Genomic DNA, 24,007 nt, shown 5'->3' on the forward strand with positions numbered 1-24,007 from the left:
CAGTTTTATTATGATAAAATGAAATGTATGCCCTTTTGGGCAAAAACAGGAAAGTGATTCGAAAGTATGAGAAAGATTGTTATCAATGGTGGTCGTACCTTAAAAGGAAATGTAACGGTGAGTGGAGCTAAAAACTCAGTTGTTGCCTTGATTCCAGCCATTATTCTAGCAGATGGTATTGTCACTCTAGATGGTGTTCCGGCTATCTCGGATGTGGATAGTTTGATTGATATTATGGAAACCATGGGGGCAAGTGTCAAGCGTGATGGTGAAACTCTTGAAATCGATCCTCGTGGTGTGAAAGACATGCCTATGCCTTTCGGTAAAATCAATAGCCTACGCGCTTCCTATTATTTCTACGGTTCGCTCTTAGGTCGTTATGGTCAAGCCGTTGTCGGCTTGCCAGGAGGATGTGATCTCGGCCCTCGTCCGATTGATTTGCATTTGAAAGCCTTCGAAGCCATGGGAGCAGAGGTAACCTATGAAGGCACTAATATGCGCCTCTCGACCAACGGTAGTCGTATTCATGGAGCCCATATCTTCATGGATGTTGTCAGTGTTGGAGCAACTATAAATACGATTTTGGCAGCTGTAAAAGCAGAAGGCCGTACGGTCATTGAAAATGCTGCGCGTGAGCCAGAAATCATTGATGTGGCAACTCTTTTGAATAACATGGGAGCTCATATTCGTGGTGCTGGTACAGATGTGATTACCATCGAAGGTGTGGATAGTCTTCATGGTACTCGCCATCAGGTAATTCCAGACCGGATTGAAGCAGGAACCTATATTGCCTTGGCTGCCGCTGTCGGAGAAGGCATCCAGATTGACAATGTGCTTTACGAACACTTGGAAAGCTTTATTGCCAAGTTGGAAGCGATGGGTGTACGGATGACGATTTCTGAAGATAGTATCTTTGTTGAAAAACAAGAGAAACTGAAAGCTGTTAGCGTGAAAACTGCACCATACCCTGGTTTTGCGACAGACCTACAACAGCCTCTGACGCCGCTTCTTTTGAAAGCAGAGGGCAGTGGCAGTATTACAGATACCATTTATGAAAAACGGGTTGGTCACGTGCAAGAGTTGGCACGGATGGGAGCAGATATCCGTACACGCAGCAACCATATTGCCTATCAAGGCCCAAACCAACTGAAGGGAGCATCTGTGAAGGCAACTGATTTGCGTGCTGGTGCTGCTATGGTCATTGCTGGCTTGATGGCTGAAGGTCAAACAGAGATCACCAATATCGAATTTATCCTGCGTGGGTATTCAAACATTATTGAAAAATTACAAGACTTAGGTGCGGATATCCAGTTGATTGAAGACTAAGTCAGGCAAAAAAAATGAGGCTGGACTCTGGTCCAGCCTCTTAGGTAGAAGATGACAATTTGGAAAGAACTTGCAGCCTTTGCAGAGATGGAGACTCCGCGCCTCTATCTTCGTCCCTTGCGATTTTCGGATGTTGAGGATTTTTATCAGCTGGTTTCGGACCCTGAAAATCTGGCCTTTGTATTTCCAGCTATTCTTGATAAGGAAGAAGCTACAGAGGCCCTTGTTCGTGAGGGGATGCAAGCTCCTCTTGGAGTCTGGGGGATGGAAGACAAGGAAAAAGGGTGCTTAATTGGGATGATTCGGTTTGAAAAAATCCAAGAAGGCAGTCGCCAGGCTGAAATAGGCTATTTGCTAAGGAAAGACTTCAGAGGAAAGGGGTTGATGACAGAAGCCCTTAAAACGTTGGTCTTTCTAGCTTTTAACTCCTTGCAATTGAGAGAATTGGCGCTGGTTACTCATGAAGAGAACCGAGCCAGCCAGGCCGTTGCCAAACGCGTGGGCTTTCAACTCATTCGTTCCTATAAGGGAAGCGACCGTTATAGTCATAAGGTGCGCAAGTATTGCTTGTTTGGCTTAAGCCAGACTAGCTATCAGCAACTGACAGAAGAAATAGAGGAAAAAGATGATTACCATTAAATCACAACGAGAAATTGATGCAATGAACCGTGCTGGTGATGTGCTAGCGGGTATCCATATTGGTTTGCGTGACCTGATTAAACCAGGTGTGGACATGTGGGAAGTAGAAGAATATGTCCGCAAAACCTGTAAAGAGAAAAACGTCCTGCCTCTTCAAATTGGTGTTGATGGTGAGTTGATGGACTATCCATATGCAACTTGTTGTGGGCTCAACGATGAAGTGGCCCATGCCTTCCCACGTCATTACAAACTGAAAGAAGGGGATTTGCTCAAGGTCGATATGGTTCTCAGTGAGCCATTGGACAAATCAGTTGTTGACGTGTCTAAGCTCAATTTTAATGATGTCAAGGCTATGAAGAAAATCACCCAAACCTATCGTGGTGGTTGTGCGGATTCTTGTTGGGCCTATGCAGTAGGTCAGGTTTCTGAAGAAGTGCAAAAATTGATGGATGTAACCAAGGAATGCTTATATCGCGGTATTGAGCAAGCAGTTGTTGGCAATCGTATCGGTGATATCGGTGCGGCTATCCAAGAATATGCCGAAGGACTTGGTTATGGTGTTGTTCGTGACTTAGTCGGTCATGGAGTTGGTCCAACTTTCCACGAAGAGCCAATGGTTCCTCACTACGGAACAAAAGGCCGTGGACTTCGCTTGCGTGAGGGCATGGTTTTGACCATCGAGCCAATGATTAACACAGGTACTTGGGAAATCGATACCGATATGAAGACAGGTTGGGCTCATAAGACGCTTGATGGTGGCTTGTCTTGCCAGTACGAACACCAATTTGTCATTACCAAGGATGGACCAGTTATTTTGACCAGCCAAGGAGAAGAAGGTAGCTACTAACGAAGAGTAATTGAGTTGAAATGCAATTGAAAGGAGGAAAACATGAAGAAGACGAGTTGGAAAAGCAAGTGTCTCGACTTCATTTCCTCCTTTTTTGCGTTTTATCAATCGGCAGAATTGGAATTGACAAGTGTGGCAGTGGCTTACTATCTGATTATTTCCATTTTCCCCATCTTAATGACCCTGGGAAGTTTGCTGCCTTATCTGTCTATCGATGTGACGCAGATTTTGACCATCTTGGAAGACCTATTTCCTGCCAGTCTCTACCCTAGTGTGGTTCATATTGTGACCAATGTATTGACCCAGCCTTCCAATACCTGGTTGGGCTTTTCCATCCTGACCACTCTCTGGACGATTTCAAAGAGCATGTCGGTCTTACAAAAGGCAGTCAATAAGGCTTATGGAGTCAGTAAGCATAGGGACTTTATCATCGGACGCTTGGTGGGGATATTTTTAGGTATTGGTCTACAGATCATTATCACCTTGGGAGCCCTTATCCTTGCTTTTGGCAATAGCCTGGCTCAGTTATTGACGCGGCAGTTTGGAATTGAAAGTAAATTATGGACCAGTTTGATGAGTCAGAGTCAATATCTGGCCTTGATAGTACTTTTTGTAGCCCTACTCATGCTGTATTTCTTCTTGCCAAATGTCCGTATCCGAAAAATCCGCTATGTTCTGCCAGGAGCAATCTTTGTCGTCCTTACCCTTGGAACGGTAGGGCGCTTGTTTGGCTTGTATGTGGATGCCTATGCCAGCAAACTCTTGGATTTTCGATTTGTGACCTCAGTTATCTTCCTAGTTTTGATGCTCTGGTTTGTTTTTATGGCCAATCTCTTGATAGTAGGAGCCGTCCTAAACGCTTCCTATCAAAGCCGGAAAGTAGAAGAATTCACCGCGCGGGATGGAGATTTCGTCTCCATCTTGAACAGGATAAAAGCACGGTTCACCAACGTTGATGAAACATAAATAGACTGGAAAAAAATCCAGTCTATTTTTTTGTAAAAATAAATAACTTACTCAAGAAATAGTTGAGTACGATGACCAGCACTTGTGAGAAGAGTGTCGCGATGGCGTTGACTAGTGAGATGTCATTGTTGACGAATTGTCCAATCCATTGTGGGTAGGCTTGTACCAGTAAATAGGCTAAAAACATGTCTAAAACCAGTGTTAGGATACGGGCAGACACAAATTTGACAAGACGCTGTGGCCAGCCCTCTCTATCCTGTTTGAAAACGAACCGATCGTTGGTCCAGAAGGCAAAGAGAATGGCGACAGCATTTGCCAAGAGGGTAACAAGGAGAATGGAAGGGATGATTAGAAATAGTCCCATCCGAGTGACTATATAGACAAGTGTTGCAGCGACCCCTGCAATCAAATAAAGAATGACTTCATTATGTATGAGTTGATAAAATAGTTTTTTCATAAGAACTAGTCTATCATTTTTCTTTCATTTATGCTATACTAGACAACGTTGTTGAGAAAATCAATGACCCTTGGGGCTTGCTCACTTTACCCAAGCATATTTTAAGCATCTTGCTAAAGGAGAATTTTTATGAAAACATCTAAATGGACTGCCAAAGATATGGCAGAAATTGCTCTGATTGCGGCTATCTATGTAGCTCTTACCTTGACACCGCCCTTGAATGCCATGTCATTTGGTGCTATTCAGTTTCGCTTGTCAGAAATGCTCAATTTCTTGGCTTTCTATAATCGCAAATATATCTTCGCTGTGACCATCGGCTGTATGATTTCAAACTTGATTGGTTTTGGCGTGATTGACCTTTTTGTTGGTGGATTTTCAACCTTGATTTTTGTCACAGTCGGGGTCATCCTCTTTGAAAAATACAAGAAAGACTACCTCTTTGGTGGCTTGTTTAATAAGGCATTCTTTTATTTCTCATTCTTTTTTGCGGCGACTATGTTTACCATCGCTTTGGAATTGAAAGTTCTGTATGATTTGCCTTTCTTTCTGACATGGCTGACAACTGCAACAGGGGAACTGGTGTCTCTGTTAGTGGGTTCCCTCGTTATTGAACGTGTTGCGAAACGACTTTCTTTGTAAAGAATTGGCGGCTTTAGTCGCCTTTTTCTTTTGTAAGTGCTGACAAATTTGTTTATAATAAAAGAAATAAAACAAGGAGGCTTTCTATGGAAACCTATCAATTAACAAACGGCGTCACCATTCCAAAAATTGGTTTTGGGACTTGGCAAATTCCTGACGGAGAAGAGGCTCACCGTGCTGTTCTCTACGCCTTAGAAGCTGGCTATCGCCACATTGACACGGCCCAGATTTACGGCAATGAAGCTAGCGTCGGACAGGCACTGGCAGACAGTGGACTGGCTCGTGAGGACATTTTCCTGACTACAAAGGTCTGGAACGACAAGGTTGGTGTGGAGGATACGCTAGCATCTGTTGAGGAGTCCATGACAAAGCTGGGAGTGGACTATTTGGACCTACTCCTTATCCACTGGCCCAATCCACAGGCTATTCGTGACGGTATCGGCTGGAAAGAAAGGAATGCCCAAGTTTGGTCTGCCTTAGAAACCCTTTACAAAGAAGGCAAGGCCAAGGCTATCGGTGTCTCGAACTTTATGGAACATCACCTTGAGAGCTTGCTTGAAACGGCTGAAATCACACCCATGGTCAACCAGATCATGCTGGCACCAGGAACGCCTCAGACAGAATTAGTCGCCTACTGCAAAGCCAAAGGCATTCTCTTGGAGGCCTATAGCCCATTTGGTACAGGAACCCTCTTCCAGAGCCAAGAGGCAGCAGACTTAGCCAAAGAAGCAGGCTGTAGTGTTGCTCAATTGGCACTGGCTTGGTCTTTAGATAAGGGCTTTCTGCCATTGCCAAAATCAACCAGCCCAGAAAATATCAAGGCTAACCTAGATATTGCTGACCTGTCGATTAGTCCTGAGGCCGTAGCCCAGCTGGATAAGCTTGAAGGAGTTAAGGGCTGGTTGGATCCAGACCAAGCAGGATTTTAACTGACTCATTGGAAAGAGTATGCGGAAGAGCCGTATGCTTTTTCTATTAAGCAAATTTACCCCCACTTCATGCTATAATAGTAAGTATGGAAGATAAATATTTGAAAATTGCCCAGGAATTGGGCGTCAGTTTGAAACAAATCGATACGGTGTTGACCTTGACAGCTGAAGGCAATACCATTCCCTTTATTGCTCGCTACCGTAAGGAAGCAACGGGGAACTTGGACGAGGTGGTCATCAAGGCCATTATTGATCGCGACAAGGCTTTGACGGCTTTGGCAGACCGAAAAGAGACGGTTCTTACCAAGATTGAAGAACAAGGCAAGTTGACCGACCAACTCCGTCAGGCTATTGAAGAAGCGGAAAAGTTAGCAGATGTCGAGGAACTCTACCTACCTTATAAGGAAAAACGCCGCACCAAGGCAACCGTGGCTCGTGAAGCAGGTCTGTTTCCATTGGCACGTCTGATTTTGAAAAATGTAGCTGACTTGGAAACGCAGGCGGCTAACTTTATTTGTGAAGGCTTTGCTACTGCACAAGCCTGTCTAGCAGGGGCAGTTGACATCTTGGTTGAAGCCATTTCAGAAGATGCCAAGCTTCGGGCTTGGACCTACCATGAAATCCAGACCAATTCCAGTCTGTATTCCGAATTGAAAGATCAGGAAGCAGATGAAAAGCTAGTCTTTCAGATGTACTATGACTTTTCTGAAAATGTTGCCAAGATGCAGGGCTATCGGACCCTGGCTCTCAACCGTGGTGAGAAAATCGGTGCCTTGAAAGTCGGTTTTGAGCACAATATCGACAAGATCATCCGTTTCTTTGAAGTGCGTTTTCCGCAGAAAAATGCCTACATCGCAGATGCCATCAATCAAGCTGTTAAGAAAAAAATCATTCCAGCCATGGAACGCCGCATTCGGACCGAGTTGACGGAAAGTGCAGAAGAAGGAGCCATCGCCCTCTTCTCAGACAATCTACGCAACCTGCTCCTTGTACCGCCTTTAAAAGGGAAAATGGTATTGGGCTTTGATCCAGCCTTTCGGACAGGGGCCAAGCTGGCAGTGGTGGATCAGACTGGTAAACTCTTGACCACCCAGGTTATTCATCCTGTCAAACCTGCTTCTCAGGCCCAAATCGCCCAAGCCAAGAAAGACTTGGCAGACTTGATTGGGCAATACCAAGTGGAAATCATTGCCATCGGAAACGGGACTGCCAGCCGTGAGTCGGAGGCTTTCGTTGCTGATTTGCTTAAGGATTTTCCAGCGGTTTCTTATGTCATCGTCAATGAAAGCGGAGCCTCTGTTTACTCAGCTTCTGAACTGGCGAGAACAGAGTTTCCAGACCTGACCGTCGAAAAACGCTCTGCCATTTCCATAGCCCGCCGTCTGCAAGACCCTCTGGCTGAGCTGGTCAAAATCGATCCCAAGTCGATTGGTGTCGGCCAGTACCAGCACGATGTCAACCAGAAGCTCCTGTCGGAAAGTCTGGACTTTGTGGTGGATACGGTGGTCAACCAGGTCGGTGTCAATGTCAACACGGCTAGTCCTGCCCTCCTGGCCCACGTGGCCGGTCTTAACAAGACCATTTCGGAGAACATCGTCAAGTACCGCGAGGAAAATGGTGCCCTGACCTCGCGTCAGCAGCTCAAGAAGGTTCCCCGTTTGGGCGACAAAGCCTTTGAGCAAGCGGCCGGCTTCTTGCGGATTCCAGATGCGACCAACTTTTTGGACAATACTGGTGTGCACCCAGAGTCTTACAAGGCTGTAGAGAACTTGTTGGCACTCCTAAGCATTGACCACATAGATGCAGTTGCGCAGGAAAAATTAAAGCAGGTGACTATCGCAGAAACAGCTGAAAAAATTGGTGTCGGTCAGGAGACCTTGAAGGACATCATCGCAGACTTGCTCAAGCCTGGTCGGGATATGCGGGATGAATTTGCAGCACCTGTCCTTCGTCAAGATGTCTTGGACTTCAAAGATCTGCAAATCGGTCAGAAGTTAGAAGGAGTAGTCCGCAATGTCGTCGATTTTGGAGCCTTTGTTGATATCGGTATCCATGAGGATGGGCTCATTCACATCTCCAATATGAGTAAGAATTTCATCAAGCATCCTAGCCAAGTGGTCTCAGTCGGTGACTTGGTGACTGTATGGGTCCACAAGCTGGATGAGCAACGTGAGAAGGTCAATTTGACTCTGGTGCCCCCTCGTGAATCTAACTGAGTACGTGCAGCAGGTTTCGTTGGAGGACTTCGGTAAGGAATTTCGACATCAAGCTGTTTGGAATCGCCGACTGCGGTCGACAGGTGGCCGCTTTTTTCCAAAAGATGGGCATTTGGACTTTAACCCCAAACATTTGGAGGAGCAAGGTTTAGAGGTCTTTCGTAAGATTGTTCGCCACGAGCTCTGCCATTATCATCTCTACTTTGAGAAAAAAGGCTATCGGCATAAGGACAGGGACTTCAAGGAGTTACTGGCTGCGGTGGACGGCTTCCGCTATGCTCCCAGCCTTCAGCAGACAGCCAAACCTTCCCTGCTGTATACCTGCCAGTCCTGTGGGCAGGTTTACCAGCGGAGACGCCGCATTGACCTAAAAAAATACCGCTGTGGGCGCTGCAAAGGAGCTTTAAAGCAAGACAGGTAAGAATCAGTCCTCGGGCTGATTTTTTTGTGGACAAATGTGATATACTAGAAGGGAATTGAGGTGACATCATGAGTTATCAACAGAGAGAGCGTTTGATGGAGCTCTATGAAAAAGGGGTTTTAACCAAGGAAGAAGCCAAGGCTTGTTTTTTGACCTTTGATGAGCGACCAGAACAGTTGTTTGTGGAAGAAAAAACCAAACTATCTTTTTCTCTGCCGAGTTTAAAGGTCTTTTCATCGACCAAGCGGCAACAGGCTTACCAGTTTCAAGGCATTGAGTCCCTCTTTATTCGATTGACCAGTGGAAAAGTGGTTTTTAGCAAATCCAAATCAGACGATTTACAGGTCAAGATTGTCTATCCTAGCCAGACCAGAGAAGAGGACTTGCCACAATTTTTTGTAGAAAATAAGGGGCTTTACTATTCTTCTGCAGTTAGTTGCCAATTAATGGTTTCCTTGCCAGAGGCTTGGTTGTCCATTTTGGATTTGGATTTGGGAAAGGCGGAGGCGCGACTAGACTATCTTCCATTTGAAGATATGGCAGTGCATAGTCAGATGGACGAAAAACAACAGGACGTTCGTTTGACCTTGGACGGTAGTCGTTCTCAGGCTCTGTCTATCCAAGTCAGAATGGCTCCCATTCATCTCAACCTTGGTAAGCAATTGGGGATCAAGGGGAAAATGGAAGCCAAAAGTGGTCAGTTGATCATTAATCGTAAAAAGATAGCGAATCCCTTTATTTGTGATCGGGCTGGTCAGGAAACTGCTTTTGTCCGAATTCAAACAGATCGGAGCCCGATTACGCTAAAAGGAGGAAAAGAAATTGTTAAAGCTTTTTAGAAAACGGACGGGTCAGGTTTGGCGAGGGGTTCTTGCAGGCTTGGCAGATAAATTTTCATGGAATGTATCCGTCCTACGCTGGGCTTTTGTGCTTTTAGTTGCTTTTTCGGGCAGATTGGGAATGGGCCTACTGTTGACCTATCTAATTTTGGGTTTTGTCCTTCCTTATAGAGAGGATTGGGAAGCAGAACAGTTTGGCTTGGGACCGCGAAAAATAAAAGAAGCTGAGTCTCTGTCGTCTGAAAAATAAGGAGGAGAATGAGCTGATACAGAGACGCCCCATCTGAAACGGATGTGGGCTTTTCTTTCTGAAAAATACTTCCAGAAGGGTCCCTCTAACTGTTCAAGTCAAGCGAGCTTATGTTATAATAGGAAAAAAGAAAAGGAGGGCTCTATGACAGTTTTTGTGAAAGATTTGCTTGAACATCTTCGTGTTCAGCCCATGTATTCGACGAATGCCTTGTTGCAAAAAGAAATCACCACATCAGACATCTCACGTCCAGGTTTGGAAATGACGGGCTATTTTGATTATTACTCCCCAGAACGGATCCAGCTGATTGGGATGAAGGAGTGGTCCTATTTGATGGCCATGACAGCCCACAACCGCTATCAGGTTTTACGCCAAATGTTCCAGCCTCAGACCCCAGTTGTGATTGTTGCACGCGGTTTGGAAATTCCGGAAGAAATGTACCGCGCCGCTAAAGAAGAAGGCATTGCTATCTTACAAGGCCAATCTGCAACCAGTCGCCTATCAGGAGAATTGTCCTCTTATCTAGACAGCCGTTTGGCCCAGCGGACCAGCGTTCACGGTGTCTTGATGGATATCTATGGTATGGGGGTTTTAATTCAGGGCGACTCTGGAATTGGTAAGAGTGAGACTGGCCTTGAGTTGGTCAAACGTGGCCACCGAATCGTTGCAGATGACCGTGTCGATGTCTATGCAAAAGATGATGTGACTCTTTGGGGCGAGCCTGCGGAAATCTTGCGCCACTTATTAGAAATTCGTGGAGTTGGTATTATCGACATCATGAGTTTGTATGGAGCCAGTGCCGTTAAAGAATCATCCGAAGTTCAACTAGCTGTTTATCTGGAAAATTATGAAACAGGCAAGATTTTTGATCGTTTAGGAAACGGCGGAGATACAATTGAAATTGCAGGAATCTCTATTCCCCAAATTCGCATCCCAGTCAAGACTGGCAGAAACATTTCAGTTGTCATTGAAGCTGCTGCGATGAATTATCGTGCTAAACAGATGGGCTACGATGCAACCAAGAGTTTTGAAGAGCGCCTCGCTAACCTCATTGAATCCAATAAGGAAGAGGAGGTGAACTAATGGATCCCATTGCCATCCAACTTGGCCCCCTCCAAATACGCTGGTATGCCATCTGTATTTTGACAGGGCTGATTCTAGGTGTCTATCTTGCTGCCAAGGAGGCACCCAAAAGACGGATCCAAGCTGACGATATCTACGATTTTATTCTCATCGGTTTCCCCCTTTCCTTGGTCGGAGCAAGATTATACTATGTGGTCTTTTCTTGGGACACCTATAAAGATAATCTAGCCTCTATCTTTGCCATTTGGAATGGTGGAATTGCTATCTATGGCGGCCTCATTGCAGGAGCCTTGGTTCTTTATTTCTTTACCCGTCGCCGTTTCATCAACACGCTTGATTTCTTGGATATTGTTGCTCCGTCAGTCTTATTGGCACAAGCCATTGGCCGCTGGGGAAATTTTTTCAACCAAGAGGCATACGGACAGGCAGTGGAAAACTTGAACTATCTACCAGCCTTTATCCGTGATCAAATGTATATTGATGGAGCCTATCGGACTCCCACCTTTTTATATGAATCCCTGTGGAATCTGCTTGGCTTTGCCGTTATTTGCTGGCTAAGACGGAAACCTCAGTTTCTTAAACGGGGTGACATCCTCTTCTTCTATATGGTATGGTACGGAAGTGGTCGGATGTTGATTGAAGGTATGCGAACAGATAGTCTTCTCTTTATGGGATTACGTGTGTCGCAATGGCTATCAGCCCTCTTGATTCTAGTCGGATTAGCCCTGTTTATCTATCGCAGATCCGACAGCAGTATTCCCTATTATGAAAAAGGAGAAGAATGATGATTGAAATTGCAGTCCTTTTGATTGCCCTAGCCTTTGTTGGTATTGCTATCTACTTGATTCTCATGCTCCGCAAGGTCACAGCCGTTGTAGAAGAAGCCCAACAAACCCTCAAGGTCTTGACTAGTGATGTCAACGTAACCCTTTACCAAGCCAACGAATTGCTGGCTAAGACAAACGTATTGGTAGAAGACGTCAATGGAAAAGTATCTACCCTCGATCCTTTGTTCGTTGCAGTTGCAGATCTGTCAACCTCTGTTTCAGATCTCAACAGTTCAGCCCGTAACTTAACGCAAAAAGCGACTGCTGCAGGTAAATCCACAGCCAAGGCTGGAGGTATTCTTTCAGCAGTTAGTACAGTATCCTCCCTCTTGGGAAAGAAAGGAAAGTAAGATGGTAAAAAAATCTAGCCTACTCACCAGTATTGTCCTAGGTGCTGCCGGTGGTGCTGCAGCAGCTGTTTTTCTAGCTTCCAAATCAGGAAAAGCTATCAAAGATAAGGTGCAAGAATTTGTCAAGGAAGTCAAAGAAAATCCAGAAGATACCAATGCAGAATTGATCAACAAGGCGACTGAGTTGAAAAACCAAGCCGTTGAACGTTTCCAAACTGTCAAAGAGCAGTTCGAAACTGGTGAATTAACAGTCGATGATTTGGTGAAGACAGGTAAAGAAAAAGTGACTAGTCTCAAAGACCAGTCTCTTGAAAAATTTGAGCAGATGAAAGAAAAATTATCTGAGCAATCCCTGACAGCCAAAGATGTAACGGAAGAAACGGCAGAAGAATCAGCTGTTATTGAAATTGACCTCACCAGTCCAGATGCAGAAGTGTCAGAAGAGTTGGCGCAAGAATTAGCAGAAGAAGTTCAGCCAGAACTGGTCTCAGAAGAAGTGTCAGAGACTGAACTACCTCAAGCAGCTCAAGATGAACAAGATCTACATTCGGAAGCAGTTTTGTAATTTTAAAATCCCATAGGTATTTTGAACCGCACCCCAAAAGTTAGAATGAAAAAATCTAACTTATGGGGTGCTATTTTTATGAAATTAAGTTATGAAGACAAAGTCCAAATTTATGAGTTACGTCAAAATGGTAACTCCCTCAATTCCTTGTCAAAACAGTTCGGTATTGCTCAATCTGGTATTAAATATATGATTCGATTGATTGAGAGATATGGCTTAAGTATTGTTAAAAAAGAGAACAATAACTACTATTCCCCAGAATTAAAGCAAGAAATGATTGACAAAGTACTTCTTAATAAGCAGTCAGCTCTCTCCGTCTCACTTGATTATGCCTTGCCAAATCGTGGAACCCTTTCAAACTGGATAGCACAATACAAGAAAAACGGGTATACTATTGTTGAGAAAACAAGAGGGAGGCCACCAAAAATGGGGCGTAAATCAAAGAAAACCTGGGAAGAGATGACGGAGTTGGAGAGACTTCAGGAGGAAAATGAACGATTACGCACTGAGGTAGCTTACCTAAAAAAGTTGAGGGAGCTTCGTTTAAGGGACGAAGCCAGAGAGCAAGAAAGACTCAAACAGTTAGAGAGATGGTCGAAGAAGGATTCCGACTAGACATCCTTCTGACTATTTCCCAATTAGTTCCTTCTACCTATTACTATCACGTCAAACAAATGGACAAACCGGATAAAGACAAGGACTTAAAAGCTGAAATTCAAGCTATTTATGATGAACATAAGGGAAACTATGGTTACCGTCGCATTCACCTTGAGTTAAGAAATCGTGGATTTTCTATCAATCATAAGAAAGTACAACGGCTGATGAAAGAACTAGGCTTATCAGCTCGTATTCGCCGATGTAAGAAATACAAGTCTTACAAGGGGGATGTGGGCAAGAAAGCTCCTAATCTCATTGAGAGAGCCTTTGAAGGGACTAAGCCTTTTGAGAAGTGCTATACAGATGTGACGGAGTTCGCTCTGCCAAATTGTTCTGAAAAACTCTATCTGTCACCTGTTCTGGATGGCTATAATAGCGAAATTATTGATTTTACCTTTTCCCGCTCACCTAATCTCATGCAAGTTAAGTCCATGCTTGAGAAGGCCTTTCCTGAGGAAACTTACCCAAATACCATTCTCCATAGTGACCAAGGTTGGCAATACCAACACGAAGCCTACCATCATTTTCTTGACAGTAAAGTTATACGTCCTTCCATGTCTCGCAAGGGAACTAGCACGGATAATGGTATGATGGAGTCCTTCTTTGGCATATTGAAAACAGAAATGTTTTACGGATTTGAGAAGACTTTCAAGTCTCTCGATCAACTAGAGCAAGCTATCACTGATTATATTTTTTACTACAACAATAAACGCATTAAAGCAAAACTAAAAGGACTTAGTCCTGTTCAGTACAGAACTAAATCCTTTCACTAATATTTTTTATCTAACTTTTTGGGGTGCGGTTCAGAATCTAGTGGGATTTTTCTCAACAAAAAAAGCAGCTGAGCTGCCTATTTTTTTACTTGTTTTGTTTGCTTTTGCTTCTTAAGTGCCCATTGTACCAAGCGTAAACCACCAGCACCACATGGAATGGCAAGTAAGAAGGAAAGGAAGACTGGGAAGTCATTTGACAAAAAGATATACGCAGAAAAAACTGTGATAATACAGAATATCACAATGTTGATGAAAAATACTAATTCACGCAATCTCTCTCGATTTTCCGAGGGAGTTTCATATTCTTGGAATCTAGCCTGTTTCTCTTTCGGGTAATTAATCTCATGCGGGTTAAGGTCAGGCCGATAGTCTCTTAATGCCATATCGTCTCCTTTATGCCTATTTAGAATACCATAACATTGATTGTTTTTTATGTCAATTAGATTACAAAACGGTTACAAAATACTGTAAAAATCAGACAAATTTCCAAAATTTTGAGTTTCAGTCGTGAATCTTTGTGATATAATGTACAATATGAAGAAAATAATCCTTACTGCAACAGCAGAATCAATCGATCAAGCAAAACAATTATTGGAACTAGGTGTGGACCGGATCTATGTAGGACAAGAAGCCTACGGGTTGCGATTAGCCCATTCTTATTCACAGGAAGAATTGCGGGAGTTGGCAGACTTGATCCATCAGTCTGGGCGAGCACTGACAGTTGCGGCCAACGGTCTCTTTCATCAGGAACAAATGGATGCTATTGCAGCATTTTTGGACTTGATGAAGGAGATTCAAGTAGATTTTTTGGTGGTTGGTGATACAGGCCTGATTTATAAGAACAAAAAAGATGGTTACCAATTTCCGATTATCTATGACACTTCTGTGTTTGTCACTTCGAGCAGGCAGGTTAATTTTTGGAAAGACCATGGTGTGGTAGAAGCTGTTCTGGCAAGAGAATTGCCTCGTGAAGAGCTAGCTAGCATTGGTGAAAATTTGGCTATTCCAGGGGAGATTTTGGTCTATGGTCCATCGGTCATCCACCATTCCAAGCGGCCTCTTTTGGATAACTATTATAACTTTATTCAGGCGGACTCAGAGGTTGCATCCAAAAAAGAAGGTCTCTTCTTATCGGAACCTGGTAAACCTGAGACCCATTATTCCATTTTTCAAGACCTACATGGTACCCACATTTTCAAGGACAAGGATATTTCCATGCTCTTACAACTGGAAGAGTTGCTAGAGATGGGCTATGACCATTGGAAATTAGATGGGCTATTTACACCAGGTCAAGATTTTGTCGCTATTGTTTCTCTGTTCTGTCAGGCGCGTGACTTGTTAGAAAGCGGTAGCTTTTCAGCGGAAGTGGCGAGTCAATTGGCAAGAGAAGTAGTAAGTCTTCATCCCCAAGGCCGGGAATTAGACACTGGTTTTTATGAATTTGATAAAGATAAGGTAAAATAAGATGCAAAAAAAACGACTCAAACGTCCAGAGGTATTGTCACCAGCAGGGACATTGGAAAAGTTGAAAGTAGCTGTCGATTACGGTGCTGATGCTGTTTTTGTCGGTGGACAGGCTTATGGATTGAGAAGCCGGGCAGGGAATTTCTCCATGGAAGAACTCCAGGAAGGTATTGATTATGCTCATGAAAGAGGGGCCAAAGTCTATGTTGCGGCCAATATGGTTACCCATGAGGGTAATGAGATTGGTGCAGGTCAATGGTTCTGCCAGCTCCGAGATATGGGCTTGGATGCCGTGATTGTTTCCGACCCAGCTCTAATTGCTATCTGTGCAGCAGAAGCACCAGGCTTGGAAATCCACTTGTCCACTCAGGCTTCCTCAACCAATGTTGAAACATTTGAATTTTGGAAGGAAATGGGGTTGACCAGGGTTGTCTTGGCGCGAGAGGTATCCATGGAAGAGATTGCCCAGATTCGTCAGCGGACAGATGTGGAAATTGAAGCCTTTGTTCATGGTGCTATGTGTATTTCTTATTCTGGACGATGTGTTCTCTCCAACCATATGAGTTTCCGAGATGCCAACCGTGGCGGCTGCTGCCAGTCCTGCCGTTGGAAATATGATCTCTACCAAGTGACAGAAGAAGATGGCCGTCAATCTGTTCAGGGGCAGATTCCAGAGGAATTCTCCATGTCTGCTGTGGACATGTGTATGATTGAGCATATTCCAGACATGATTGAAAATGGTGTGGATAGCCTGAAAATTGAAGGCCGGATGAAATCTGTTCACTATGTATCGACGGTAACCAATTGCTACAAGGCTGCTGTGGATGCCTATCTTGAAAGCCCTGAAGCCTTTGAAGCCATCAAACAGGATTTGATTGATGAATGTTGGAAGGTTGCCCAACGGGAACTTTCGACAGGATTCTATTATCAGACACCATCGGAAGATGAGCAACTTTTTGGAGCACGTCGGAAAATCCCACGTTATAAATTTGTAGCAGAGGTTGTCTCCTTTGATCCTGAAACCATGCGGGCGACCATTCGCCAGCGCAATGTCATCAAAGAAGGCGAGGCGATTGAGTGCTATGGTCCAGGGTTCCGTCATTTCGAGACCAAGGTGGAAGATCTGCGAGACCAGGATGGGCTTCCAATTGATAGAGCCAACCGCCCAATGGAGCTCTTGACCATCAAGCTTGATCGTCCAGTTTGTCCAGGAGATATGATCCGCTCCTGTCAGTCTGGCTTGATTAATCTCTATAAAGACAATGGCCAGTCCATGACAATTCGAGCTTAAAAAAGGCCACCTCCCTTAGTGGAGATGACCTTTTTTCTGTGTCTCTTGAATGCTTTCAGGAAGGAGAGAAATACGCTTAATATCTCTCAACTGAATCAAACTCGAAACATTTTTTTGGAAATTTTTCATGATTAAACGTTCTTTGTCAGGATCCCATTTGACGATTTCACCAGTAAAACTCTTTTGTCCATAAATCACGTGAATAGCTGCTTTTTTATAGAGTGCCAGTTGAATGGTATCTAGGATAGTTGCAAGTTCTTCAGGATTCTCTTCGATATGAGTTCCCTTCTGGCTGATAAATTGGTAGAGATGTTTGGCTAATACGGTCAGAAAATTTCTCATAGCATAATCCTTTCAATCTTGATATAATTATCTTATCCAATTTAGGATAAAAAAACAAGGTATTTTTCGAATTGATCAAGTGAGGAGGAAAAAATGGCAGAATTTACATTTGAAATTGAGGAAAAATTGTTGGTCCTGTCTGAGAATGACAAGGGGTGGACCAAGGAATTGAACCGTGTATCATTTAATGGTGCCCCTGCTAAGTATGACATTCGCACTTGGAGTCCAGACCATAGCAAGATGGGCAAGGGCATTACATTGAGCAATGAGGAATTCCAAGTATTGTTAGATGCCTTTCGAAATTAAAAGAAGAAGCTTACTTGTTTGAACTGCCCCCAAAAAGTTGGACAAATAATTATTGAAAGGATTTAGTTCTGTATTGGACAGGACTAAGTCCTTTTAATTTTGCTTTTATTCGTTTGTTGTTGTAGTAAAAAATATAATCTGTAATAGCTTCTTCAAGCTCATCAAGTGATTGATAAGATGTCTCGAGTCCATAAAACATTTCAGATTTGAGAATGCCAAAGAAAGACTCCATCATCCCATTATCTGGGCTATTCCCTTTGCGGGACATGGATGGTCGAATGCCTTTGGTTTCCAAAAAGTAATGGTAAGACTGGTGCTGGTATTGCCAACCTTGATCGCTGTGGAGAATAGTCCCACTGTATAAATCTGCTGGAAAAGCCTTCGCAAGCATGGTTTGAACCTGTTTCAAGTCAGGTGACCGAGACAGGGTAAAATCAATAATCTCACTATTATAGCCGTCAAGAACAGGCGATAAGTAGAGTTTCCCTTCAGGCAAAGCAAACTCCGTCACATCGGTATAACATTTTTCATAAGGCTTAGATCCCTCAAACTGACGTTTAATCAGATTATCAGCCTTCTTACCCAACTCACCTTTGTAAGAAGCATACTTGCGCTTACGACGAATACGAGCCGCTAAGCCCATGACTGTCATCAAGCGCTGCACCTTTTTGTGGTTGATGAAGAAACCTCGATTTCTGAGTTCTAAATAAATCCGACGATAGCCGTAATTACCTTTATGGTCATCATAAATGGCTTGAATTTCAGCCTTAATGGCTTTGTTCTTGTCGGGTTTATCCAGTTGCTTGACTTGATAATAATAAGTTGAGCGAGGCATTTTAGCTGTCGCAAGTAGGAGGTCTAGTCGGAATCCTCCTTGGACCATATCTCTAATTGTTTCTGCTGTTCGCGCACTAGTGTTTCGTCCCTCAAGCGAAGTTCTCTCAACTTTTTTAGGAAGGCCACCTCAGTTCGAAGACGTTCATTTTCCTCTTGAAGGCGCTCTAATTCCGTCATCTCTTCCCAGGTTTTCTTGCGTTTACGTCCCATCTTGCTCGGTCTCCCTCTTGGTTTTTCAAGAATAGTATACCCGTTTTTCTTGTATTGTGCTATCCAATTGGGAAGCATTCCTCGATTTGGCAAGGCATAATCAAGGGAAACTGAGAGTTGAGAACACCCATGAATCAAGACCTTATCCATTATTTCTTGCTTTAATTCAGGTGAATAATACCTATTTTTACCTTTTTCAACGCTTTCCACGCCATATCGATCCATGAGTTTTATCATGTATGTGAGATTGGCAATAGTGACCTTGTATATCTGGCTAAGGTTGACCCACGACACGCCACTCTTTCTCAGCTCATATATTTCTAGTTTATCTTCATAACTTAATTTCATAAGAAAAACACCCCAATCGTTAGATTTTGTGTCTAACTTTTGGGGTGCAGTTCAGTTAAAGTAGGCTTCTTTTTTCAGCACCGGTTGGAGCCCTTTGTGGATCAAACTGACCAAAAGAAGTTTGATTCCTTCATGGAAGAGGAAGGGAAGAACCGTTAGACTAATACTTTGTCCCCAGTCAATGCCCAGGTTGTATTTAAAGAAGATGCAGCCTGCGACAAAACAGATTGCATCGCCGACTAGGGCCGCCAAAAAGACTGTCCATGGTTTGGAGTCAGAGTGGGTCAGACTGGCAGTTACTCCTGAGAAGGCTAGGAAACCCCAGAGAAAACCAGCGGTTGGTCCAATCAAGGCTGCAAAGCCTCCGCTAAAGCCAGCGAATACGGGTAGGCCGATGGCCCCCAAAAGTAGATAGAGTCCTGTAATGGTTATAGCAGCCTTGGGTTTGTAAAGACTTGCAATCAGGGCAATTGCAAAGGTTTGAAGTGTAAGAGGGATGATACCGATTGGGATGCTGATTTGTGACAAGGTGATGAGAAGGGCAAGGCCCATAGCGATAAAAGCTGTTTCTTTTGATGGTTTCATTTGTTATCCTTTTTAAAAATATGAGGTAACAATAGTATAAAAAATTCTCATCTCAGGGTCAAGATTTTCCAATCCGACGTCACAATTTTAGCGCATGGTGACAAATTCTTCCGAACCTGTTGGATGGATAGCCACAGTTGCATCGAAGTCTGACTTTGTTGCCCCCATCTTGATGGCAACGGCAAATCCTTGGATCATCTCATCAACACCGTAACCAATTCCATGTAGGCCGACTACTTTTTCTTCAGATCCTACAGTCACCAGCTTAAATTTAGCTGCTTGTCGGTTGTCGGCAAGAGCTGTGTACATTGAAGTAAAGCTTGAGGTGTAGGATTTTACCTGATCAGCCCCATAGTGGCTAATTGCTTCTTCCTCGGTGAGTCCTACGGTTCCAATTGCAGGATGTGAAAAGACTACGGTTGGAATGCAGGTATAGTCCATTTTTGCTCCGTCTTGGTGGTTGAACAGGCGCTCGGCAAGCAGGCGTCCAGCCTTAATGGCAACAGGAGTCAATTCTTTCTCGCCAGTCACATCCCCAAGGGCATAAACACCTTCAACACCTGTTTCTTGAAATTCGTCGACGACAATATGACCAGATGGGTGGACTTGGATATCAGTGTTCTCCAATCCTAGTTGATTGCTATTAGGCTTGCGGCCAATTGCCCAAACCACTTCTTGGGCGGTGTGGTTGCTGCCATCTTCGAAATGAATAGTAATGGCACCGTCATCTGTTTTTTCCAGTCGGCTTGGCGTTTTAAAGGTATGAAGTCTTAGATGGGTACGATCCATTTCTTCCATCAAGGCATCAGTAATATAGCGATCAAAGTTACGAAGGGGGCGATCATTTCGGACGAATAGATCGGTTTTAACCCCAAATTGATGGAGAACACCAGCTAATTCTACGGCGATATAACCTGCTCCAATAATCGCGACAGATGTAGGTAGCTCTTCCCAGCCAAATACTTGGTCAGAACTAATACCTAATTCCGCTCCTGGAATGGAGGGGATGCTAGGCTGGGCACCAGTTGCGATGACAATATGTTTGGCAGTGTAGATCTCCCCATTAACTTCCAATTGTTTATTGCTTAGAAAGCGGGCATAGCCTTGGATAACATCAACCTTGTTTTTGTCAAAGGTAGTGGTATAAGATGAGCGTGATCGTTGGATATAGGCTTCACGGTTAGCACGTAAAGTTGCAAAATCAAACTGAACCTCTCTTGCCTGGAAGCCATATTCTGTACCGTAGTGGTCAAACACTTCTGCAATATTGGCACCATACCACATGATTTTTTTGGGAACACAACCCAAGTTGACACAAGTTCCCCCAAGCAAACTCGCTTCAATGACGGCTGCTTTTGCACCATAACTAGCAGCTCGATTTAGGGTAGCGATACCACCGCTTCCCCCTCCAATTGCTATAATATCGTATTCCTTCATAAAAGTACCTCCTCGTTTTCTATGAGTATTGTATCGTTTTTTGAAAAAATTGGCATAAATCTGCTACGCCTGGTTAAGCTTACAAAAGTGTAAGAGGAATTGGTCGAAATTTTGCTAGAATATTTTTAAAGAGATTCTTGCAATTCAACTTGTGTTGGTGTATTATATATTTAACACAGATTAAAAGTGAAAAAGGAGACAGGTATGTTAAAGTCAAAGAAAGCAAAAATTGTGCTCTTTTCTAGTTTGGGAGTTCTGGTAGCAGGACTTGCGGCTGCAGTCTATTTTATGACGCAGAGTTCAACAACCAGCACGGAAGGTGCTTATGAAGAGCCATTGACCTATACAGTTGTATCAGAAGGCTCAATCGCCTCAGCAACGCTTTTGACAGGTACTGTCTCAGCAGCTGAGGAACAGTATGTTTACTATGATTCTTCAAAAGGGGACTTGACAGGCTTGCTGGTTGCTCAAGGTGATCAGGTTCAAGTTGGTACACCCTTGGTTCAGTATGATACTTCTGAGTTGCAAAGCAATTTAGATTCGGCAGTTCGAGCGCGAGACAAAGTTGGACGTCAAATCTACGATCTCAAAACCAACGGACAGACAGTTGATTTGACGGGTGATGCTGCTACAGATAGCCAAGCGACCTCATCTGCCCAGAGAAGTGTAGACATGCAGTTGCAAGATCTTAATGATGCTTATGCAGATGCACAAGCGGCTGTAGATAAAGCGTACCAAGCTGTAACAGAGGCCACTGTTAATTCAAGCGTAGCTGGTACAGTTGTCGAAGTAAACCAATCAGTTTCGAAATCATCCACAACTAGCCAAACCTTGGTGCATATTGTTAACCAATCAAGCCTCCAAGTGAAAGGTAGCTTGACAGAATATGATTTAGCCAACCTTGCAGTTGATCAAGAAGTGCGTATCCGTACCAAGGTATATCCAGATAAAGAATGGACTGGAAAAATCACCTACATTTCAAACTATCCAGAAGGTAATCAAACAGCAGACGCAACAAGTGGAACCGGTACAGGTGGTGCTAAGTACCCATTCAAAGTTGCCATCACGAGCGATATGGCAGAGCTCAAGCAAGGCTTTACAGTAAATATTGAAGTAGTCAATACAAGCAGTTCAATTCTTGTGCCTACATCAGCCCTTGTCTATGGAGACGATGGAACCTATGTATGGACAATTGTGGATGGCAAGGCTAAGAAAGTAGCGGTTGAGTTAGGCAATGCAGATGCACTTAACCAGGAAGTAACGGCAGGTCTAACAGTTGGTGACCAAGTCATCTCAAATCCGAATAACACCCTCGAAGAAGGAAAAGAGGTGGAAGCCTATGACCAAACAGTTAATTAAACTGCGCGCTATCAATAAAAGCTACCAAAATGGAGATCAAGAACTCCGTGTACTGAAAGATATAGATCTGGAGGTTGAGGAAGGAGAATTTCTAGCCATTATGGGACCATCTGGTTCAGGGAAATCGACCTTGATGAACATTATCGGTCTCCTTGATCGGTCCACAACAGGCAATTATTGGCTAGAAGATCAGGAAGTGAGTCAGTTATCTGAGAAAAAATTGGCTCAGGTCCGAAATGATCAGATTGGTTTTGTCTTTCAACAATTCTTTTTACTAGCTAAATTGAACGCTCTTCAGAATGTGGAGTTGCCCTTGATTTATGCAGGTTTGCCAGCTGCCAAGCGAAAAGAGCTAGCTAAACAGTTGCTGGAAAAGGTGAAGTTATCTGAGCGGATGACCCACCTGCCCTCAGAGTTATCGGGAGGACAAAAGCAAAGGGTTGCCATTGCGCGTGCCTTGGTCAACTCACCAGCTATTATCTTGGCAGATGAGCCAACTGGTGCCCTAGATACCAAGACAGGACAGCAGATTATGGATCTCTTGACCAATTTGAACCGAGAAGGCAAGACCATTATCATGGTAACCCACGAGCCCGAAATAGCTGCCTATGCTAGTCGAACGATTGTCTTGCGCGATGGTGTTATCACTGAAGACAAACGGAAGGGAGGTAGCTGATGGAAAACTGGAAATTTGCCCTAAAATCCATCCTGTCGCATAAAATGCGCTCTCTTTTGACCATGTTGGGAATTATCATTGGGGTTGCAGCCGTTGTGATTATTGTAGCGATGGGGACAGGAATGTCGCGCAGTATCGAAAAATCTCTGGCTGGTGATCAAAATAATGTCCAGGTCTACTTTTCTCAAATCGTTGGTACTGAAACAGGAGGTGTTGGAGGATTTCTTTATTCTACTGGTGGAGAAGTCTCTACGGAAGAAGAACCTGATTTGACAGAAGATATCTTGCAAGGTTTACTGGATATCGATGGTGTCAGCAACTATTACATCAGTATCAACACTATGTCTGAAATCTCAGTCGGTAGCAAGAAAGCAGAAAATGTCACTATCACAGGGGTTAGCCAATCCTTCTTTGATGTGAAAAAATATGAAATCTTAGCCGGTCGTCAGTTTACCAAGAACGATTATTCTCGTTTTTCACGGATTATCATGTTGGACCAAGCCTTGGCAGAAAAGCTATTTGGAACCGTAGAAGCCTCCCTCAACCAAATTGTAGATATGAACCAAAATTCCTATCTCGTGGTCGGAGTTTACAAGGATCCCAAAGCAGGAACAGCCATTTACGGTATGAACTCAGGCGGTAATGCTGTCATGACCAATACTCAGTTGGCAGCAGAAACAGGGATGAAGGAAAACTCTTCGCTCTACCTTTATGTGGAAGATGTAACAAGAGCCAGTGAGGTTGGTCTTGCAGCAGCAGACTACTTGACACAAGCAACAGGGCTCAAGGAATCTCGCTACGATATCTTTGATATGTCAACCATGTTAGACGATTTCAAACAGCAAATGTCAGGCGTCACGCTCTTCATCGGATCAGTCGCAGGGATTTCCCTCTTGGTAGGTGGTATCGGTGTTATGAACATCATGTTGGTATCCGTAACTGAACGGACTAGAGAAATCGGCCTTCGAAAAGCTCTTGGAGCCACCAGAGGAAATATCTTGATGCAGTTCTTGATAGAAGCTATGGTTCTGACCAGTTTGGGAGGATTGATTGGTTTGATCATTGCCCAAGTAACCGTTTGGGGGCTAAATGCCAGCCATATCATGGGAGAAAACATGACTGCAGAGATTTCCATCCCTGTTGTCTTGGGAAGTTTAGCCTTCTCAGCCCTGGTCGGAGTGGTCTTCGGTGTCCTCCCTGCCAATAAGGCATCTAGACTAGATCCAATCGAGGCCTTACGATACGAATAAGACTCAAAAACGATTAGGTTTTCCTAGTCGTTTTATTTTTTGAGCAAATGTCTTGACCATATCACTAGTTAGCAATAAAATAAAACCATCAAAGATGTAAGAGCTAGAAGATGCAGGC

Annotated in this window: 27 protein-coding genes and 1 riboswitch; of the genes, 21 read left to right on the forward strand and 6 right to left on the reverse strand. The window is 43.8% G+C overall.

Annotated elements, in window-relative coordinates; genetic code table 11:
- Positions 1–66 precede the first annotated feature (66 nt).
- Genes PXH68_RS02600 through PXH68_RS02615 form a run of 4 tightly spaced genes read left to right on the forward strand, consistent with a single transcriptional unit; the run spans position 67 to position 3,778 of the window.
- Positions 67–1,326 (forward strand): UDP-N-acetylglucosamine 1-carboxyvinyltransferase, encoded by a 1,260-nt coding sequence (locus PXH68_RS02600; RefSeq protein WP_158455409.1) that lies wholly within the window; start codon positions 67–69, stop codon positions 1,324–1,326.
- Positions 1,327–1,377: 51 nt separating this feature from the next.
- The gene (locus PXH68_RS02605; protein WP_248028306.1) at positions 1,378–1,965 is read left to right on the forward strand and encodes a GNAT family N-acetyltransferase; all 588 of its coding nucleotides are present in this window, start codon (positions 1,378–1,380) and stop codon (positions 1,963–1,965) included.
- Positions 1,952–2,812: a methionyl aminopeptidase gene (locus PXH68_RS02610; protein ID WP_205031672.1), complete on the forward strand. Its 861-nt coding sequence runs from the start codon at positions 1,952–1,954 to the stop codon at positions 2,810–2,812. The genes PXH68_RS02605 and PXH68_RS02610 overlap by 14 nt, the downstream gene beginning before the upstream one ends.
- Positions 2,813–2,854: 42 nt before the next feature.
- Complete coding sequence (locus PXH68_RS02615; protein WP_248028305.1) at positions 2,855–3,778, forward strand: YihY/virulence factor BrkB family protein; 924 nt, start codon at positions 2,855–2,857, stop codon at positions 3,776–3,778.
- 22 nt (positions 3,779–3,800) lie between these two features.
- Here the strand turns inward: PXH68_RS02615 and PXH68_RS02620 are convergent, their stop codons facing one another.
- Positions 3,801–4,235 (reverse strand): GtrA family protein, encoded by a 435-nt coding sequence (locus PXH68_RS02620; protein ID WP_248028304.1) that lies wholly within the window; start codon positions 4,233–4,235, stop codon positions 3,801–3,803.
- 29 nt (positions 4,236–4,264) lie between these two features.
- Positions 4,265–4,367: riboswitch (PreQ1 riboswitch) on the forward strand.
- Here PXH68_RS02620 and PXH68_RS02625 point away from each other — a divergent pair.
- The 11 genes from PXH68_RS02625 to PXH68_RS02675 all read left to right on the forward strand — a co-directional run bounded on the left by PXH68_RS02625 (position 4,365) and on the right by PXH68_RS02675 (position 13,784).
- Positions 4,365–4,874: a QueT transporter family protein gene (locus PXH68_RS02625; RefSeq protein WP_248028303.1), complete on the forward strand. Its 510-nt coding sequence runs from the start codon at positions 4,365–4,367 to the stop codon at positions 4,872–4,874. Its footprint overlaps the riboswitch before it by 3 nt.
- A gap of 86 nt (positions 4,875–4,960) precedes the next feature.
- A complete protein-coding gene (locus PXH68_RS02630) occupies positions 4,961–5,803 on the forward strand; it encodes an aldo/keto reductase (protein ID WP_248028302.1) in 843 nt (280 codons plus the stop codon).
- Positions 5,804–5,889: 86 nt separating this feature from the next.
- A complete protein-coding gene (locus tag PXH68_RS02635) occupies positions 5,890–8,019 on the forward strand; it encodes a Tex family protein (protein ID WP_248028301.1) in 2,130 nt (709 codons plus the stop codon).
- On the forward strand, positions 8,006–8,440 hold the full coding sequence (locus tag PXH68_RS02640) for a SprT family protein (protein ID WP_248028300.1): 435 nt from the start codon (positions 8,006–8,008) through the stop codon (positions 8,438–8,440). Before PXH68_RS02635 ends, PXH68_RS02640 begins: the two co-directional genes overlap by 14 nt.
- A gap of 68 nt (positions 8,441–8,508) precedes the next feature.
- Positions 8,509–9,279, forward strand: coding sequence for a hypothetical protein (locus PXH68_RS02645; protein WP_205031665.1), 771 nt, complete (start codon positions 8,509–8,511; stop codon positions 9,277–9,279).
- Entirely contained in the window at positions 9,263–9,529 is a 267-nt protein-coding gene (locus PXH68_RS02650; protein ID WP_205031664.1) for a PspC domain-containing protein, read from the forward strand. Before PXH68_RS02645 ends, PXH68_RS02650 begins: the two co-directional genes overlap by 17 nt.
- A 144-nt stretch (positions 9,530–9,673) precedes the next feature.
- A complete protein-coding gene (gene hprK, locus PXH68_RS02655; protein WP_205031663.1) occupies positions 9,674–10,612 on the forward strand; it encodes an HPr(Ser) kinase/phosphatase in 939 nt (312 codons plus the stop codon).
- Positions 10,612–11,397, forward strand: a complete 786-nt coding sequence (gene lgt / locus PXH68_RS02660) for a prolipoprotein diacylglyceryl transferase (protein ID WP_205031662.1) — start codon at positions 10,612–10,614, stop codon at positions 11,395–11,397. The genes hprK and lgt overlap by 1 nt, the downstream gene beginning before the upstream one ends.
- Positions 11,397–11,789, forward strand: a complete 393-nt coding sequence (locus tag PXH68_RS02665; RefSeq protein WP_248028339.1) for a DUF948 domain-containing protein — start codon at positions 11,397–11,399, stop codon at positions 11,787–11,789. The genes lgt and PXH68_RS02665 overlap by 1 nt, the downstream gene beginning before the upstream one ends.
- 1 nt (position 11,790) lies before the next feature.
- Complete coding sequence (locus PXH68_RS02670) at positions 11,791–12,354, forward strand: YtxH domain-containing protein (RefSeq protein WP_205031661.1); 564 nt, start codon at positions 11,791–11,793, stop codon at positions 12,352–12,354.
- 78 nt (positions 12,355–12,432) lie between these two features.
- Positions 12,433–13,784 (forward strand): IS3 family transposase gene (locus PXH68_RS02675; RefSeq protein ID WP_316715819.1). Its coding sequence is split into 2 segments (ribosomal slippage): positions 12,433–12,889 and positions 12,889–13,784, totalling 1,353 coding nucleotides; the frame shifts between segments, so codons are not numbered across the junction.
- A 77-nt stretch (positions 13,785–13,861) separates the two neighbouring features.
- Here PXH68_RS02675 and PXH68_RS02680 read toward each other — a convergent pair.
- The gene (locus PXH68_RS02680; protein ID WP_248028834.1) at positions 13,862–14,167 is read right to left on the reverse strand and encodes a DUF3270 family protein; all 306 of its coding nucleotides are present in this window, start codon (positions 14,165–14,167) and stop codon (positions 13,862–13,864) included.
- A gap of 151 nt (positions 14,168–14,318) precedes the next feature.
- Here PXH68_RS02680 and PXH68_RS02685 point away from each other — a divergent pair, with 151 nt between their 5' ends.
- Positions 14,319–15,248: a peptidase U32 family protein gene (locus PXH68_RS02685; protein WP_248028835.1), complete on the forward strand. Its 930-nt coding sequence runs from the start codon at positions 14,319–14,321 to the stop codon at positions 15,246–15,248.
- 1 nt (position 15,249) lies between these two features.
- Positions 15,250–16,539, forward strand: coding sequence for a peptidase U32 family protein (locus PXH68_RS02690; protein WP_158455375.1), 1,290 nt, complete (start codon positions 15,250–15,252; stop codon positions 16,537–16,539).
- 15 nt (positions 16,540–16,554) lie between these two features.
- On the opposite strand, the gene PXH68_RS02695 is transcribed toward PXH68_RS02690, so the two are convergent.
- Positions 16,555–16,881 carry a hypothetical protein gene (locus PXH68_RS02695; protein WP_158455373.1) on the reverse strand — a complete coding sequence of 109 codons (327 nt, stop codon included), beginning with the start codon at positions 16,879–16,881 and terminating at the stop codon, positions 16,555–16,557.
- Between the two features lie 93 nt (positions 16,882–16,974).
- Here PXH68_RS02695 and PXH68_RS02700 point away from each other — a divergent pair, with 93 nt between their 5' ends.
- Positions 16,975–17,187 carry a YdbC family protein gene (locus tag PXH68_RS02700; RefSeq protein ID WP_172043706.1) on the forward strand — a complete coding sequence of 71 codons (213 nt, stop codon included), beginning with the start codon at positions 16,975–16,977 and terminating at the stop codon, positions 17,185–17,187.
- A 49-nt stretch (positions 17,188–17,236) separates the two neighbouring features.
- Here PXH68_RS02700 and PXH68_RS02705 read toward each other — a convergent pair.
- The 3 genes from PXH68_RS02705 to gor form a co-directional block, all read right to left on the reverse strand.
- Positions 17,237–18,582, reverse strand: a protein-coding gene (locus PXH68_RS02705) for an IS3 family transposase (RefSeq protein ID WP_316715495.1) whose coding sequence is annotated in 2 segments (ribosomal slippage) — positions 17,237–18,141 and positions 18,141–18,582 — 1,347 coding nt in all. Because the reading frame shifts where the segments join, the coding sequence is not laid out codon by codon here.
- A 51-nt stretch (positions 18,583–18,633) separates the two neighbouring features.
- Positions 18,634–19,167: a biotin transporter BioY gene (locus tag PXH68_RS02710; protein ID WP_248027586.1), complete on the reverse strand. Its 534-nt coding sequence runs from the start codon at positions 19,165–19,167 to the stop codon at positions 18,634–18,636.
- Positions 19,168–19,254: 87 nt separating this feature from the next.
- Complete coding sequence (gor, locus tag PXH68_RS02715) at positions 19,255–20,604, reverse strand: glutathione-disulfide reductase (RefSeq protein ID WP_248027584.1); 1,350 nt, start codon at positions 20,602–20,604, stop codon at positions 19,255–19,257.
- A gap of 204 nt (positions 20,605–20,808) precedes the next feature.
- Between gor and PXH68_RS02720 the strand changes: the two genes are divergently transcribed.
- The 3 genes from PXH68_RS02720 to PXH68_RS02730 are packed head-to-tail and all read left to right on the forward strand — an operon-like array spanning position 20,809 to position 23,889.
- A complete protein-coding gene (locus PXH68_RS02720) occupies positions 20,809–21,963 on the forward strand; it encodes an efflux RND transporter periplasmic adaptor subunit (protein ID WP_248027582.1) in 1,155 nt (384 codons plus the stop codon).
- On the forward strand, positions 21,944–22,639 hold the full coding sequence (locus PXH68_RS02725; RefSeq protein WP_248027580.1) for an ABC transporter ATP-binding protein: 696 nt from the start codon (positions 21,944–21,946) through the stop codon (positions 22,637–22,639). The genes PXH68_RS02720 and PXH68_RS02725 overlap by 20 nt, the downstream gene beginning before the upstream one ends.
- On the forward strand, positions 22,639–23,889 hold the full coding sequence (locus PXH68_RS02730; RefSeq protein WP_248027579.1) for an ABC transporter permease: 1,251 nt from the start codon (positions 22,639–22,641) through the stop codon (positions 23,887–23,889). Before PXH68_RS02725 ends, PXH68_RS02730 begins: the two co-directional genes overlap by 1 nt.
- Positions 23,890–24,007 lie beyond the last annotated feature (118 nt).

The sequence above is a fragment of the Streptococcus sp. 29896 genome (genome assembly GCF_032594915.1).
GTDB classification, from domain to species: domain Bacteria; phylum Bacillota; class Bacilli; order Lactobacillales; family Streptococcaceae; genus Streptococcus; species Streptococcus suivaginalis.

What these genes read in the sequence shown, in the direction of transcription:
- PXH68_RS02695 (WP_158455373.1), bottom strand. Translation starts at nt 16,881, where the DNA reads ATGAGAAATTTTCTGACCGTATTAGCCAAACATCTCTACCAATTTATC.
- lgt (WP_205031662.1), top strand. Translation starts at nt 10,612, where the DNA reads ATGGATCCCATTGCCATCCAACTTGGCCCCCTCCAAATACGCTGGTAT.
- PXH68_RS02710 (WP_248027586.1), bottom strand. Translation starts at nt 19,167, where the DNA reads ATGAAACCATCAAAAGAAACAGCTTTTATCGCTATGGGCCTTGCCCTT.
- PXH68_RS02615 (WP_248028305.1), top strand. Translation starts at nt 2,855, where the DNA reads ATGAAGAAGACGAGTTGGAAAAGCAAGTGTCTCGACTTCATTTCCTCC.
- PXH68_RS02670 (WP_205031661.1), top strand. Translation starts at nt 11,791, where the DNA reads ATGGTAAAAAAATCTAGCCTACTCACCAGTATTGTCCTAGGTGCTGCC.
- PXH68_RS02600 (WP_158455409.1), top strand. Translation starts at nt 67, where the DNA reads ATGAGAAAGATTGTTATCAATGGTGGTCGTACCTTAAAAGGAAATGTA.
- PXH68_RS02700 (WP_172043706.1), top strand. Translation starts at nt 16,975, where the DNA reads ATGGCAGAATTTACATTTGAAATTGAGGAAAAATTGTTGGTCCTGTCT.
- PXH68_RS02645 (WP_205031665.1), top strand. Translation starts at nt 8,509, where the DNA reads ATGAGTTATCAACAGAGAGAGCGTTTGATGGAGCTCTATGAAAAAGGG.
- PXH68_RS02620 (WP_248028304.1), bottom strand. Translation starts at nt 4,235, where the DNA reads ATGAAAAAACTATTTTATCAACTCATACATAATGAAGTCATTCTTTAT.
- PXH68_RS02605 (WP_248028306.1), top strand. Translation starts at nt 1,378, where the DNA reads ATGACAATTTGGAAAGAACTTGCAGCCTTTGCAGAGATGGAGACTCCG.
- PXH68_RS02725 (WP_248027580.1), top strand. Translation starts at nt 21,944, where the DNA reads ATGACCAAACAGTTAATTAAACTGCGCGCTATCAATAAAAGCTACCAA.
- PXH68_RS02680 (WP_248028834.1), bottom strand. Translation starts at nt 14,167, where the DNA reads ATGGCATTAAGAGACTATCGGCCTGACCTTAACCCGCATGAGATTAAT.
- PXH68_RS02610 (WP_205031672.1), top strand. Translation starts at nt 1,952, where the DNA reads ATGATTACCATTAAATCACAACGAGAAATTGATGCAATGAACCGTGCT.
- hprK (WP_205031663.1), top strand. Translation starts at nt 9,674, where the DNA reads ATGACAGTTTTTGTGAAAGATTTGCTTGAACATCTTCGTGTTCAGCCC.
- PXH68_RS02665 (WP_248028339.1), top strand. Translation starts at nt 11,397, where the DNA reads ATGATTGAAATTGCAGTCCTTTTGATTGCCCTAGCCTTTGTTGGTATT.
- PXH68_RS02625 (WP_248028303.1), top strand. Translation starts at nt 4,365, where the DNA reads ATGAAAACATCTAAATGGACTGCCAAAGATATGGCAGAAATTGCTCTG.
- PXH68_RS02730 (WP_248027579.1), top strand. Translation starts at nt 22,639, where the DNA reads ATGGAAAACTGGAAATTTGCCCTAAAATCCATCCTGTCGCATAAAATG.
- PXH68_RS02690 (WP_158455375.1), top strand. Translation starts at nt 15,250, where the DNA reads ATGCAAAAAAAACGACTCAAACGTCCAGAGGTATTGTCACCAGCAGGG.
- PXH68_RS02720 (WP_248027582.1), top strand. Translation starts at nt 20,809, where the DNA reads ATGTTAAAGTCAAAGAAAGCAAAAATTGTGCTCTTTTCTAGTTTGGGA.
- PXH68_RS02635 (WP_248028301.1), top strand. Translation starts at nt 5,890, where the DNA reads ATGGAAGATAAATATTTGAAAATTGCCCAGGAATTGGGCGTCAGTTTG.
- PXH68_RS02630 (WP_248028302.1), top strand. Translation starts at nt 4,961, where the DNA reads ATGGAAACCTATCAATTAACAAACGGCGTCACCATTCCAAAAATTGGT.
- gor (WP_248027584.1), bottom strand. Translation starts at nt 20,604, where the DNA reads ATGAAGGAATACGATATTATAGCAATTGGAGGGGGAAGCGGTGGTATC.
- PXH68_RS02685 (WP_248028835.1), top strand. Translation starts at nt 14,319, where the DNA reads ATGAAGAAAATAATCCTTACTGCAACAGCAGAATCAATCGATCAAGCA.